This window comes from Methanosarcina mangrovi, from assembly GCF_052057765.1.
In the GTDB taxonomy this organism is placed as follows: domain Archaea; phylum Halobacteriota; class Methanosarcinia; order Methanosarcinales; family Methanosarcinaceae; genus Methanosarcina.
The window spans coordinates 4085639-4099187 of sequence record NZ_CP195120.1 but is presented as its reverse complement, the minus strand read 5'-3'; the positions used below and the strand labels follow the sequence as shown (position 1 = coordinate 4099187).

General features: G+C 44.5%; 10 protein-coding genes and 2 pseudogenes. 10 read left to right on the top strand and 2 right to left on the bottom strand.

Going from position 1 to position 13549, the window contains the following annotated elements:
• The first annotated feature begins 20 nt into the window (after window positions 1-20).
• The 10 genes and pseudogenes from mttB (at window position 21) to ACSAZL_RS18110 (ending at window position 12490) form a co-directional block, all read left to right on the top strand.
• A pseudogene (gene mttB, locus ACSAZL_RS18155) lies at window positions 21-1508 on the top strand ([trimethylamine--corrinoid protein] Co-methyltransferase).
• Window positions 1509-1533: 25 nt separating this feature from the next.
• On the top strand, window positions 1534-2184 hold the full coding sequence (locus ACSAZL_RS18150) for a methyltransferase cognate corrinoid protein (RefSeq protein ID WP_440945986.1): 651 nt from the start codon (window positions 1534-1536) through the stop codon (window positions 2182-2184).
• A gap of 474 nt (window positions 2185-2658) precedes the next feature.
• On the top strand, window positions 2659-3705 hold the full coding sequence (locus ACSAZL_RS18145; RefSeq protein WP_440945985.1) for an EamA family transporter: 1047 nt from the start codon (window positions 2659-2661) through the stop codon (window positions 3703-3705).
• Between the two features lies 1 nt (window position 3706).
• Complete coding sequence (locus ACSAZL_RS18140; RefSeq protein WP_048179477.1) at window positions 3707-4003, top strand: hypothetical protein; 297 nt, start codon at window positions 3707-3709, stop codon at window positions 4001-4003.
• A gap of 18 nt (window positions 4004-4021) precedes the next feature.
• Window positions 4022-4171, top strand: coding sequence for a hypothetical protein (locus ACSAZL_RS18135; RefSeq protein ID WP_162829674.1), 150 nt, complete (start codon window positions 4022-4024; stop codon window positions 4169-4171).
• Window positions 4172-4233: 62 nt separating this feature from the next.
• A pseudogene (gene mtbB / locus ACSAZL_RS18130) lies at window positions 4234-5637 on the top strand ([dimethylamine--corrinoid protein] Co-methyltransferase).
• An 851-nt stretch (window positions 5638-6488) separates the two neighbouring features.
• The gene (locus ACSAZL_RS18125) at window positions 6489-7733 is read left to right on the top strand and encodes an IS110-like element ISMac14 family transposase (RefSeq protein WP_440945984.1); all 1245 of its coding nucleotides are present in this window, start codon (window positions 6489-6491) and stop codon (window positions 7731-7733) included.
• A gap of 63 nt (window positions 7734-7796) precedes the next feature.
• Entirely contained in the window at window positions 7797-9227 is a 1431-nt protein-coding gene (locus ACSAZL_RS18120) for an IS1634 family transposase (protein ID WP_440945983.1), read from the top strand.
• Window positions 9228-10049: 822 nt separating this feature from the next.
• Entirely contained in the window at window positions 10050-11666 is a 1617-nt protein-coding gene (gene lysS / locus ACSAZL_RS18115; RefSeq protein WP_440945982.1) for a lysine--tRNA ligase, read from the top strand.
• A 17-nt stretch (window positions 11667-11683) separates the two neighbouring features.
• Complete coding sequence (locus ACSAZL_RS18110) at window positions 11684-12490, top strand: class I SAM-dependent methyltransferase (RefSeq protein WP_440945981.1); 807 nt, start codon at window positions 11684-11686, stop codon at window positions 12488-12490.
• Between the two features lie 173 nt (window positions 12491-12663).
• Here the strand turns inward: ACSAZL_RS18110 and ACSAZL_RS18105 are convergent, their stop codons facing one another.
• Entirely contained in the window at window positions 12664-12921 is a 258-nt protein-coding gene (locus ACSAZL_RS18105) for a pro-sigmaK processing inhibitor BofA family protein (protein WP_440945980.1), read from the bottom strand.
• 151 nt (window positions 12922-13072) lie between these two features.
• Entirely contained in the window at window positions 13073-13522 is a 450-nt protein-coding gene (locus tag ACSAZL_RS18100) for a nucleoside 2-deoxyribosyltransferase (RefSeq protein WP_440945979.1), read from the bottom strand.
• Between the last annotated feature and the right edge of the window lie 27 nt (window positions 13523-13549).

Here is a 13549-nt window from a genome sequence, read left to right as displayed (position 1 = left end):
CTTATTCGGAGGTTACAAAAATGGCAAAAAATAATGCAGTTGCAGGATTTAACGCACTTAACGGTGTAGAATTAAACCTTTTTACCACTGACGAACTCAAAGCAATCCACTACGCTACCATGGATGTTCTGATGAACCCCGGGGTCCAGGTCTCTGACCCCGAGGCAAGGCAGATCTTTAAGGAAAATGGCTGCGAAGTCGACGAAAAAACCAATGTTGTAAAGATCCCTGAATACCTTGTAAGAAGAGCCCTTCAGCTCGCCCCATCCAGGTTTGTCCTCTGGGGTCGCGACAAGAAGAACAACACAGTCCAGGAGTGCGGCGGCAAAGTACACTGGACCTGTTTCGGTACAGGTGTGAAGGTCTGCAAGTACCAGGACGGCAAGTACGTAACCGTTGACTCCGTCGAACAGGACATTGCAGATATCGCAAAGCTCTGTGACTGGGCAGAAAACATTGACTACTTCTCCCTCCCTGTCTCCGCAAGAGACATTGCAGGTCAGGGTGCCCAGGACGTCCACGAAACCCTCACCCCTATCGCAAACACCTCAAAGCACTTCCACCACATTGACCCTGTAGGCGAAAACGTCGAGTACTACTGGGACATCGTAAAGGCCTACTACGGCGGCGATGAAGAAGAAGCCAGGAAGAAACCGATCTTCTCCATGCTCCTCTGCCCGACCAGCCCTCTCGAGCTCAGTGTCAACGCCTGCCAGGTCATCATCAAGGGTGCCCGCCTTGGAATCCCTGTTAACGTCCTGAGTATGGCAATGTCCGGAGGCTCCTCTCCTGTTTACCTTGCAGGAACCCTTGTTACCCACAACGCCGAAGTCCTCTCCGGTATCACCCTTGCCCAGCTCACTGTGCCCGGATCAAAAGTCTGGTACGGAAGCTCAACAACCACCTTCGACCTGAAGAAGGGTACTGCACCTGTCGGATCTCCCGAACTCGGTCTTATCAGTGGTGCAGTTGCAAAGCTTGCCCAGTTCTACGGCCTTCCCTCCTATGTGGCAGGTTCCTAGTCTGATTCCAAGGTCCCGGACAACCAGGCAGGCCACGAAAAAACCATGACCACCCTCCTGCCTGCCCTCGCTGGTGCCAACACCATCTATGGGGCCGGGATGCTTGAGCTCGGAATGACTTTCTCAATGGAACAGCTCGTCATTGACAATGATATCTTCAGCATGGTCAAGAAAGCCATGCAGGGAATTCCTGTCTCTGAAGAAACCCTCGCAGTCGAATCTATCCAGAAGGTTGGCATCGGAAACAACTTCCTTGCCCTGAAGCAGACCAGAATGCTTGTGGACTACCCCTCCAACCCCATGCTCATCGACAGGCGTATGTTCGGTGACTGGGCAGCAGCTGGCTCAAAGGACCTTGCAGCAGTTGCACACGAAAAGGTAGTAGACGTCCTCAAGAACCACGAAGTCAAACCAATCGACGCAGACATCCTCAAGGACATGAAGGCAGTCGTGGACAGAGCTGACAAAGCCTTCAGAGGTATGTAATTAAGGATATTCAGGAGATCTAAAAATGGCAAACAAAGAAGAAATCATTGCAAAAGCAAAAGATGCAATCACTGATTTTGATGATGAACTTGCAGCAGAAGTTGCAGAAGAATCCCTCGCCGCAGGGATTGACCCGATAGAGCTCATTGAGAAGGGCTTTACCGCAGGCATGCAGGAAGTAGGAGAACAGTTCGAACAGGGTACCCTTTTCCTCCCCCACGTGCTTGCAGCTGCCGAAGCAATGAACGCAGGAATGGAAGTTATCAAGCCGGAAATGGAAAAGCGCAAGTCTGAGACCAAGAGCCTCGGAACCATTGTCATCGGGACTATCGAAGGTGACATCCACTCCATCGGAAAGGACATCGTTGCCTCCATGCTCAACATTGCAGGCTTTAAAGTCGTGGACCTCGGAAGAGACGTCCCGATAAAGACCTTTGTTGAAAAGGCAAAGGAACTCAAACCGCAGATAATCGCATCCTCCGCCCTTATGACCACAACCATGGTCAACCAGATACAGATCGAGGAACAGCTGAAAGAAGCAGGCATTCGCGACCAGGTCAAGACCATGGTCGGAGGCGCACCCGTTACCCAGGACTGGGCTGACAAGATCGGCGCAGACCTCTACGGAGAAAGTGCCAACGATGTAGTCAGCAAGGTAAGAGCAGCCTTACTCTAAAAAAGGTCCAATAAGCAGAAAATGCAGAAGATCCGATCAAATGCATTTTCTGCCTTACTTTATTTTGTGCAGTTTTTGCGAAACCGATAGCTAAGGGTATACAAAAAAAGTTCTTGCATATCCGGTCATACTCACGGGAGAATCCGGTTACTATAGAAAAAGCAGTGCAGTAAGCTTGCTCAATATTATTTTCCGGTATACTCAGGGGAAATAATGCGGTAAACTTCAAAGCTGCTGATTCCTGGTTAAAAACGGTAATTAAAACTACAGTTATATAATTGTAGTTCAATAAAATCAGGAAAACCAAAAAAACGGTAATGTTGAAATTCAACTTTAATGTCAATCTGATTCCCTGAGATGCAAATGCCCATAGAGACGGTTCGCAAGCTGTACTTTCAGGCTGTGGAATAGGGTTGAGACGGACTCATACCCTGAGGGAATTCCATAGTGCATCTGAAAAATGGAGGGATTTTCGTGGATTTAAAAGCTTTAAAAAAACAGGAGAGTAAACGAAAAATCAGTAAAGGGTATATGTGGGCCCTTTTCTGCGCTGTATTCTGGGGTATCTGGTATCTGCCAGGGACCGTTGTGTGGGTGCTTAACCCCTTCGATGAGATGTACGGGGCTATTGCCGAAGCCGGTGGAGACGGCACAGCTCTGATCATAACTGCTGTTCTGATTACGGCCTTCAATGCGCTTACGGTCATGCTTGCGCTTATGCTCTGGAACGGGGTTCTCGGCAAATTCGGAGAACTTGTCCGGACAATGAAAGAATTCCATCCGTGCTCCAAATGGTTCTTCCTTGCTTCAATTTTCGGAGGTCCGATGGCAATTCTCGGGTCATTCATTGCTATGGGCTTCATCGGCGGAGCATTCGCAGCTGTTGCGGCTCTTCTTTACCCTGTGGTGGGTTCGATTCTTGCCTACTACTGGTATGGGGAAAAGATCTCCAAAAGAGCGGCAATGGGTATAGGAGTCATCATTATAGGAGGCATCACGATCTTCGGAGGCGGGCTTCTGACCGAGCTTTCCTCAGGTAACGTCCAATGGATCGGATACCTCGGAGGTTTGATGGCTGCTGCCGGCTGGGGCATTGAAGGCGCAATCGCAGGCAAAGGTCTCGACATTTCCGAACCCGATGTGGGTCTGACCCTCAGGTTCGTTGGAGAAAACCTGATCTGGTGGGTCATTATTGTGCCGTTGCTCGCACTTGTGGGTTACCCGATGTATTCCTTTGCATTCCAGGCTTTCGAACCTCTGACTTTGCTGGTCCTGATCTTCGCGGGAATTACCTTTGGTTTCTGTTATGTCTGCTGGTACAAGTCTTTCCCGCTTATCGGAGTCGGAAGGGGCCAGGGTATAGGAAATCTCTACGGGTTGTTTGCTATTATCTTCATTTTCCTCTTCTTCGGAGATGTCCCGCAGTGGACCATCCTTGTAGGAGGCACTCTCTGTGTTATTGGTAGTTTCGTTATGTTTACGGAAGACACAAGTGAACTTGAAACTTTGAGAGGTGAGTGAAGTGAGCGGAAACCGCCCTATTAAATTCAGGATTCTGGAACTCTTGCTGGATGAAAAAGAACGCTGGAACTATGAAATTGTTTCAAAGATCCAGGAAGAGTACAACATGCATGGAAATTACAACCGGGACAGCATCAACTTCGATATAATCGAACTGGCATCCGGAGGGATGTTGAAGGACGTGGAGCAGAAAGTCGATGAGGACGGGATCTACAAAAAAGGTTTCCTCCTGCACAAATACGTAATCACCGACTTTGGAAAAGCCCGTGGCTCCGATGCCTGCCTGAGATATGTATAATCTTAACGGAGGTTAAACATGGTACAAACAGCAGCTGCAATGGAAGCTTACAATGCCTACTGGGCAAACTCCTTCATCCCTGCCGGGGACATCATGTGGATGGTCCTCATCCTGGTCCTGGCGGTAATTGCCCTCTGGCAGGCAAGGACTTTCGTATCCAAGTTCTGAACCCCAAGAGAATACAGCTTTTCAGACCTACTGTTAAATAAACAATATAAATGGTGAAAAAAATGGCAACTGAATATGCTTTAAGGATGGGAGACGGGAAGAGAGTCTTCCTCACAAAAGAAAAAATCCTGGAGGAACTTGAGGCAGGTATGGCGAATGCCTCAGACCTCGGGGAAATCCCTGATCTCAGTGCCGATGAGATTGACAAGCTTGCAGAAATTCTCATGATGCCCGGCAAAGCCGTAAGTGTCGAACAGGGCATGGAAGTCCCGGTTACTCACGACATCGGTACCATCAGGCTTGATGGAGACCAGGGCAACAGCGGTGTGGGGATCCCCTCCAGCCGCCTGGTCGGTTGCATGACGCATGAGAGGGCTTTTGGCGCCGACACTATGGAACTCGGGCACATCGACTACAGTTTCAAGCCGGTAAAACCCGTGGTCTCAAACGAGTGCCAGGCAATGGAAGTCTGCCAGCAGAACATGATCATCCCGCTCTTCTACGGTGCAATGCCCAATATGGGGCTTTATTATACCCCTGACGGGCCCTTTGAAAACCCCGGCGACCTCATGAAGGCTTTTAAAATCCAGGAAGCCTGGGAGTCAATGGAACATGCCGCAGAGCACCTGACCAGGGACACTGTCTGGGTCATGCAGAAGCTCTTTGCCTCAGGGGCAGATGGTGTCAACTTTGACACAACTGCAGCAGCAGGTGACGCTGATATGTACGGGACTCTGCATGCAATCGAAGCTCTCCGAAAAGAATTCCCTGACATGTACATCGAAGCCGGCATGGCCGGAGAATGTGTGCTCGGTATGCACGGAAACCTGCAGTACGACGGCGTGACCCTTGCCGGGCTCTGGCCGCACCAGCAGGCTCCCCTTGTCGCAAAGGCAGGAGCAAACGTTTTCGGTCCCGTGTGCAACACCAACACCAGCAAGACCTCAGCCTGGAACCTTGCCCGCGCAGTCAACTTCATGAAAGCAGCTGTTCAGGCTTCTCCTATCCCCTGTCACGTTGATATGGGTATGGGTGTGGGCGGAATCCCCATGCTTGAAACCCCCCCTGTGGACGCTGTCACAAGGGCGAGCAAGGCAATGGTCGAAGTTGCCGGCGTCGACGGCATATAGATCGGGGTCGGCGACCCTCTGGGTATGCCGATTTCCCACATAATGGCTTCCGGTATGACCGGGATCAGGGCCGCAGGCGACCTTGTTGCAAGGATGCAGTTCTCAAAGAACATGCGCATAGGAGAGGCAAAAGAGTACGTGGCAAAGAAGCTTAATGTAGACACAATGGACCTCGCAGACGAGCATGTTATGCGCGAACTCCGTGAAGAGCTCGACATCGGCGTGATCACCTCAGTCCCGGGTGCTGCAAAAGGCATTGCTGCAAAAATGAATATCGAGAAGCTGCTTGATATCAAGATAAACTCCTGCAATCTCTTCAGAAAACAGATCCAGTAAAGAAAAGATCTGAAAAACAGATCAGGTAAGAACAGACCTTTGAAGGAATCTCAGGCATGAGCCTGCGTTCCTTCTATTTCTTGTGTGGCAGGGAGAACTCTCCTGTCCTGAAAACGAGCTAAAAACAGACAGCTAAAAACAGATAGCTAAAAACAGACAGCTAAAAACAGATAGCTAAAAACAGACAGCTAAAAACAGACAGCTAAAAACAGACAGCTAAAAACAGACAGCTAAAAACAGACAGCTAAAAACAGATAGCTAAAAACAGACAGCTAAAAACAGATAGCTAAAAACAGATAGCTAAAAACAGATAGCTAAAAACAGATAGCTAAAAACAGACAGCTAAAAACAGATAGCTAAAAACAGACAGCTAAAAACAGATAGCTTGAAAAAAGCCGATTTCATCGGCAGCAGGTCAGAAAGGTAATCCTCTGATAAATGACAGTATCTCCCTGTCGCTTCTTATTTTTTACTAAACCATTTCGATTGAATGTCTTATTGGATTTCTGATTGAATGTCTTATCTGGTTTCTGAATGAATATCTTTCTCGGATCTCTGATAGAACCCATTTTAACCTGACTTTGACAGTTAGATAAAACGCATATGAAATTCTTCGAATAACATGCACAAAGAAATGAAAGTAGTTTTTTTCCTTCCCTTTTTATCGATCAACCTCATCATTCTCTTTGGCAGTAAGGTTGTACTTATTTTGGTTCTTCGAAGCCGTGATAAAACTAACCAGTGAATTGCCATCGAAGGCTCAACTGTGACTTTGATCACGGATGCTAAATTGGCCTTTGAGGCAATTCTACTGCCCAAATTAATTTGGTGATCTAATTTGGTGATCTAAATTGGTTGAGGTTATAAACAAAGTTTGTGGTTTAGACATTCACAAACTCTTTTTCATTGCTACAATCCTCAGTAGATCTGGTGAAAAACAGCAACAACATTTCTATAGAACCCCTGACGAAATTTTAGCTTTTAAAAACTGGGTTATCTCAGAGAACTGTGACGTTGTTGCCTGTGAATCAACGAGTGACTTTTGGGTTCCGATTTATGATGCGTTGATAAAACATCTACCTGTTATAGTTGGAAATGCCCGAGATATGAAGGCTTTTACACACAAAAAAACAGATAAGATCGATTCCGAATTCATCGCACAACTTGCATTGAATAATATGGTTCAACCATCAAGAGTTTTCCCAAAAAACCATAGAACATTTCGTTCATGTATTCGGCTTCGCCATAACCTTGTACAAAAAAGAACAGATATAAAAAATGAAGCTCACGCCATACTCGCACCTGAAATGTTTAGTCTGAAGAATGTGCTAACAGATATTTTTGGTAAGAGTGGTAGAGCAATTCTATCAGGAATTTGTTCAGGTAAAAGCGTTGACCAGATTATTGCAAACCTTTCTCCAAATGTTCGTAAGAAAAGTAAGCAGATAAGGGAAATTCTGGACAGAGAAATCTCTCAAGATACTGTATTCAGGCTTCAAATCTGTCTGGATATCATAAAGCATCTTGACAATGAAATCAAAATTTTGGAAAAAGAAATTTTCAATTATGCTTATAGAAATCATAAGCAAGAAATGGAAATTTTAATGTCTGTTCCAGGAATAGGAGAACTTGGAGCAGCAACTCTTATTGCTGAAATAGGTGATTTCAAAGATTTTTCTTCAGGAGATAAGCTTGCTTCATGGCTTGGCCTAGTTCCGAAGGTGTACCAATCAGCGGATAAATACCATAACGGTAGAATCACTAAGAGAGGATCTAAGGAAGCAAGGTGGATCCTAACACAGATTGCCCAGGCAGCAGCAAGAACGAAAAATAGCAGGTTAAAAGAGTTTTTCAACAGAAAAAAGAAGTCGATTGGACATTCAAAGGCGATTATTGCCCTAGCAAGAAAAATTGCAACAATTATCTGGCATCTTATTACAAAAGAGGAGATGTATGAAGATGAAACTGGATATAAAAAGGGAGAAATTCAAAAGAGAAAGATAGTTGAGACTGAGATGTTCTCAGTTGATGAAAGGATCAAAATAATGAGTGAAATATACGTAATTGCGAGAAATGACGAAAAAGAGAGTACGTGAGGAAGATCTCCTCATATACTTTCATGCTAAATAAGTGCTCTCTATTTTGTGTAATTCGGTCCAATGAACATCACAAAACAGAGAGCATTCCCTACAATTCCTAACAAGAATATATGTGTTCCTATCGGATCGATTCTTGCCATTCAACTCTTTTATGAAAAGCTTAATTTCTGTGATATTTTTAGCAAACATAAAAGCAAGGGTCTTGATCTCAATAGTTTACTAATCGGATTGTTAAGCTACAAATTGACTGAGAATTTTAGTATCAAAGAAGCTGGCAAATGGTTAAATCAGAAAGAGATTCTCGATATCTTAAATTTTGAAAGGTTTCATGAAAGAGTTCTTTACAGAACTCTTGAGCTTTTAGGACGTAACAGAGAGGAGATTCTCTCTGATATTCTGGATTCTCTGTTTTTTATATACGATTTTGAAGAAACGAATATAAACCTGGATTGGACGAGTATAGTCCTTTACGGGACTAAATCCAACCTTGGTAAATACGGGTATAGCAGAGATCACAGGCCTGATAAGCTGCAGATAACCGTTGGAGTCAGTGAATTAGCTGACCCCATTAACATTCCTATTGGAGTGACAGTGAATAGAGGAAACGTTCTTGATCTGGAGCACTTCTCTGACACATATAACCAGGTGAAAAGCAGACTTAAAAAAGGTTCTCTTATTGTTTTTGATAAAGGAGCTAATACCACAGAGAATATCAAGAGTATACAGAATGATGAAATGGATTATCTAACTGCCATGAAACTGAATACGAGTGACGATAAAATTATAGAGAACTTTGATCTGAAAAGAGCAGAACTGATAGATTCCGAAAAAGGTATATATGGGATAAAAATCGTCAAACCTAGCAGCATTAAGTATTTCTATTTCTCTGAATCTTTACAGAAAAGGCAGTTAGAAGCAAAAGCAAGAGCTGTTGTTAGAAAACTAAAGGAAGCAAAAGAGATTCACAAGGCTGTAGTAAACAAGAAAAAGCTTCCCAAGAAATTCAGAATTAATAATGAGTTGATTGAGATTGATTACTCTTTTAGAACTAAGCTCGAAGAGCTTAGTGACGAGGAAGCTATAGAACTCCTGAAAGCTTCACTGATTAATGGAAGAGAAGGATTTTTCTGTCTGAAATCAAGCAAAGATTTGACACTTGAAGACGCATTGATGACATACAGAAAAAAGGATTCGATTGAGAAAATATTCCATTCATTGAAAAACGAAATTAATATCAAGCCGTTAAGAGTGTGGTCGGAGGATAGCATTTATGGAGCAATTATCCTTGGATTTATCGCTCAATTATTCATATCGCTGATGCGATATGAATTTGAAGATCTAAAACACACGTCTACAAAATTCATTAAAAAAAGCTTGAAGAATTTGACACTTACAATCAAGGTCAAGATAAATGGAGTCAAAAACTATATTTTTGCGAATTTTGAACGGATCAATAGCTTGATAGTAGCAAAATGGAATGGGATTACATAGAATATATCATAAATTTATATAAATTTATAGAACCTGTCAAGAACAGTTGGGGCAAAAATAAAGGGAAATATTCAGTACCAATTAGTGGGTACTGTCAAACTTAGGTTTTAATTGACAATTTTTACTGGTAATTCCGGCCGGGCATTTTTTATAATGTTTTCTTTGTATTACTGGTTTTACAGGCTGTTATTTCTGCGGCTTTTCACATTTTTTATTTTCACATTTTTTATTTTCACATTTTTTATTTTCACATTTTTTATTTTCACATTTTTTATCTTTTTATTTTTTTGCAGTCATTTTTCTTCTTTTTCCCAATTTGCAGTTTTTCCTTCGGGTCTGAACGATTTTTAATTTTAGAGGTCCGTTCAGGTTGTTTTCATTCTTGTTGTTCTGTAAATTTTGTTTTTTTAAGGACGTAATCTACTTAATGCGATAAATTTATATATTTATACCTCCTTTTATTTATTGGGAAATCAAATTTACTTGATTTGCCTCGTAAAGCGCCATTTTAAGTCTCCGTAATTCTGCAGACTCCTGAACCAATTTGCCTTTGAACCTCCATTCTTTTTTTTAATTTTTTTCTTCCTCTGAGTCGATGCTCTCTTTCTCCGCCGGTTTTCTTTTTGCTCCCCTTTTGCTGTCCTGTGCCCTGATATGGAAAGAAACCAGGTAGATTCGGTTTCTTCATTTCCAGCCCAAAGTTTATCAGTTGATACGATAATTATGCAGGAGACCCAAACCTGTAGATTAATGCATGAACAGGGCCTCATTTCTTGTTTCCATACCTGATTCTACGGTTTATCTGATATTCTGGTGAGAACCATGGCTGACACAATTCACTGGGCAGACGTCATAGCCGAAGACGTGTTGAATAAGAGTGGCAAGCACCTTGTTGCCACAGGAATCACCCCCTCCGGGCACATTCACATTGGCAATATGAGGGAGGTAGTGACTGCTGATGCTGCTTACAGGGCTCTTCTTGATAAGGGAGCAGATGCCCGTTTTATCTATATTGCCGATAACTACGACCCTCTGCGCAAGGTTTACCCTTTCCTGCCTGAAAGTTATGCCGAGCATGTGGGAAAGCCAATTTCCGAGGTTCCCTGCCCATGCGGGGAATGTACAAACTATGCCGAGCATTTCCTGAAACCTTTCCTTGAAGCCCTGAGGCGACTGGGCATCAACCCCGAGGTCTTAAGGGCAGACGAAATGTACAGAGCAGGCCTGTATACCGAAGCGATAAAAACCGCCCTTGTAAAAAGGGATGAAATTGTCAGGATCCTCGAGGAAGTCTCGGGAAAAACAGTTGCAGAAGATTGGAGCCCTTTCAACCCCCGCTGCAACGAGTGCGGGAAAATCACGACCACGAAGGTTACGGGTTTTGACTTGGAAGCCGAAACCGTGGACTATGTCTGTGCCTGCGGGCACTCGGGAACGGTGCCTATGGCAGGAGGAGGGAAACTCACCTGGAGAGTGGACTGGCCTGCCCGCTGGTCTGTACTTGGGGTAACCGTGGAGCCTTTTGGGAAAGACCATGCCTCAAGGGGCGGCTCCTATGACACCGGAAAGCGAATAGTAAGGGAAATCTACGGGCATGAGCCTCCCTTCCCTATTGTCTACGAGTGGATAATGCTCGGAAAGCAGGGGGCAATGTCTTCTTCCACAGGAGTTGTTGTCTCTATTTCGGATATGCTTGAGGTGGTGCCTCCGGAAGTCCTGCGCTACCTGATCATCCGTACAAAACCTGAAAAACATATCCAGTTCGATCCGGGGCAGCCTCTCCTTACCCTGGTGGACGAATACGAGCGACTCAGGGACAAATTCCGGGAAAACGATCCCTCCCTCGGGGACTTTGAAAAGAGGATTTACGAACTTTCCAGAGCAACCGGGATCTGCCATCCGGAAATTCCTTTCAAGCAGATGGTTACGATCTACCAGGTTGCCAGGGGAGATTTCGAGCAGGTGCTGAAGATCGTAAATCGTTCGGGCTTTTCAACTGAAGATGAAAAGTGTATCAGGGAACTTGCAGATAACGTCTCCAGATGGCTTGAACTCTATGCTCCGCCTTTTGCCAAGTTCAGTGTAAAAGAAAAGGTTCCTGTGCAGACCGCAACCCTTTCGGAACTCCAGAAAGCCTTCCTCGGAGCTTTTGCCGACCTTATCGAAGCGAAAGGGAAGATCAGCGGAGAGGAATACCATATGCTCGTTTATTCCGCAAAAGACGAAGGTTCCGAACTGAATCGGCTGATTGCGCAAAAGATAAACGTGCCTGTCCCGCAGGCGGACCCAAAAGACCTTTTCAAAGCGATATACACCTCAATTCTTGGCCAGAACTCGGGCCCGAAAGCCGGCTGGTTCCTGTCTTCTTTTGAGAAGGACTTTCTGGTAACCCGGTTCAGGGAAGCTTCAACATACAGCCCGGAAAAAGCAGCTGAATGAAAACGATGAATATGGAAATGGGTAATGAACAGATTATAATGGGTCCTGGAATCCCGGCCTCAAAGATCCCTATCACGGCAGAAATAAAGGATCTGACCGTAACAGAGGGTCTGGACGCATCAAAAGATCCGGACGCACCGGTGAAAAAATCTGCAAGTTTTTCAAAAGCAGGCTTTTCAAAAACAGGTTCTTCAAAAGAGCACTTCCTTGCCTGGGATAAGGAATATGCCCACCTCAAATGGGGAGGCCCTGCGTCTATCCGGAGTTTGCGGGCTTACCTTGCGCCAGAGGCAAAAGTCCTCGATGCCGGTTCGGGGAATGGAAGGTATCTTGGAGAACTTTCGAGGCACTATAGTGCGGTCGGAGTTGACATCTCCTTAACTGCCCTTGGCAGTTCCTGTGCACAGCTCGCGAGAAGTGGCAGGTTTGCAGAACACCTTGGGGCAAGTATACATGCCCTTCCTTTCAAATCCGGGGCATTTGACGGAATTCTCTGTTACGGGGTGCTCCAGCACCTTTTCAAAGAAGAGCGGGAAGCTGCTGTCAGGGAATTCATTCGCCTTCTCGGTTGTGGCGGTTTAATCTTCTTCGAGGCTTTCGGTAGTGAAGACATGCGCTGCGGAGGAGAGCCTTCAAGTCCATTTGAAGAGAATACTTTCGTCCGGCAAAACGGGATAATTTACCATTATTTTACCGAAGAAGAGGTAAGGGAACTTTTTTGCGGGTTTGAAATCCTTGAACTGGAAAATGTAACAAAAGAGAAAACTTTTAGAGGGGAATCTTATGTCCGGCATATGGTCAGAGGGATTTTCCGGAAACTTTGAACTTGATCCATACTTTTTCTGAATCTTCTAATTCCCCTGTTTTTTGCCGTTTCATACCCTCTATACAACTTCAAAAAACCTGAATATTTTATTTTTATTTTAATTTTTACTTTTGTTTTTACTTTCGTTTTTGTTTTTATTTTTATTTTAATTTCTACTTTCGTTTTTATTTTTCACACAAAGGCTAATTTAAGGTAATTGAGCACGATTATTACAAGGGCTCCGAAGATTCCTCCTATTGCGCATATCAGGACTGCTATCCAGGTGATTGCGATTTCAAGTCCCAGCAAAAATTTTGCTACGATCAGGGTTAAGATCCCAAGCACTGCATTTATTGCAAGGCTGGTGGCAGTCTTGAGGACCTTATACAGCACAAAAGCTGCTATAACTGCTATAATTAATACTGAGATTTCGGTAACTCCAACTACCATAGATTATACATAGGGTTCAAATTATTTATATTTATCACTGAGTTTTATGAAACAGTAGTGGCTTTTTGGAAATTTGTGCCCGGTGTACTTGAAAATGTCTACCGATATTTTTTATTTAAGGAAGGAACACTATTTTACGGCATTTTTTCCTTTAGAGAGCCCGGACAAATCCACGAAGAATTTCCTTAAGTGTAGCCTCGTTTGAATAAGTCCGTACTCCCAGTGAAGGGTCAGGGTTCCCGAGTACCATTGCAGAAACTGCCGCCTCGGGCCTGTGCAGGCAGAGCACGGGAATTTTCCGGACAAGTGCCCTGCAGATCTCATAACCCACGCCTGTGGAAGGTACTGTCACCTCTGCAATCAGGGCATCGCTTTTTGCAAGCAGTCCCATATCTCTGGCATAAATCTCCTGTTCGGTCATTTTCGATTCGGTTTCTTCCAGCTCTGGGTCTGCAACATGCCAGCTGACTACGTCAGCTCCTGCTTCTTCAAGGGAATCATACATAAACCGGTATACATCAAGAAGCTGCCTTCCTCCCCGGATCGAGCCTGAAAGGAAAATTTTCGGGCGCTGCTGTTCTGTGCCGTTATTTATTCCCATTATCCTATCCTCCTTTTTTTTATTCTA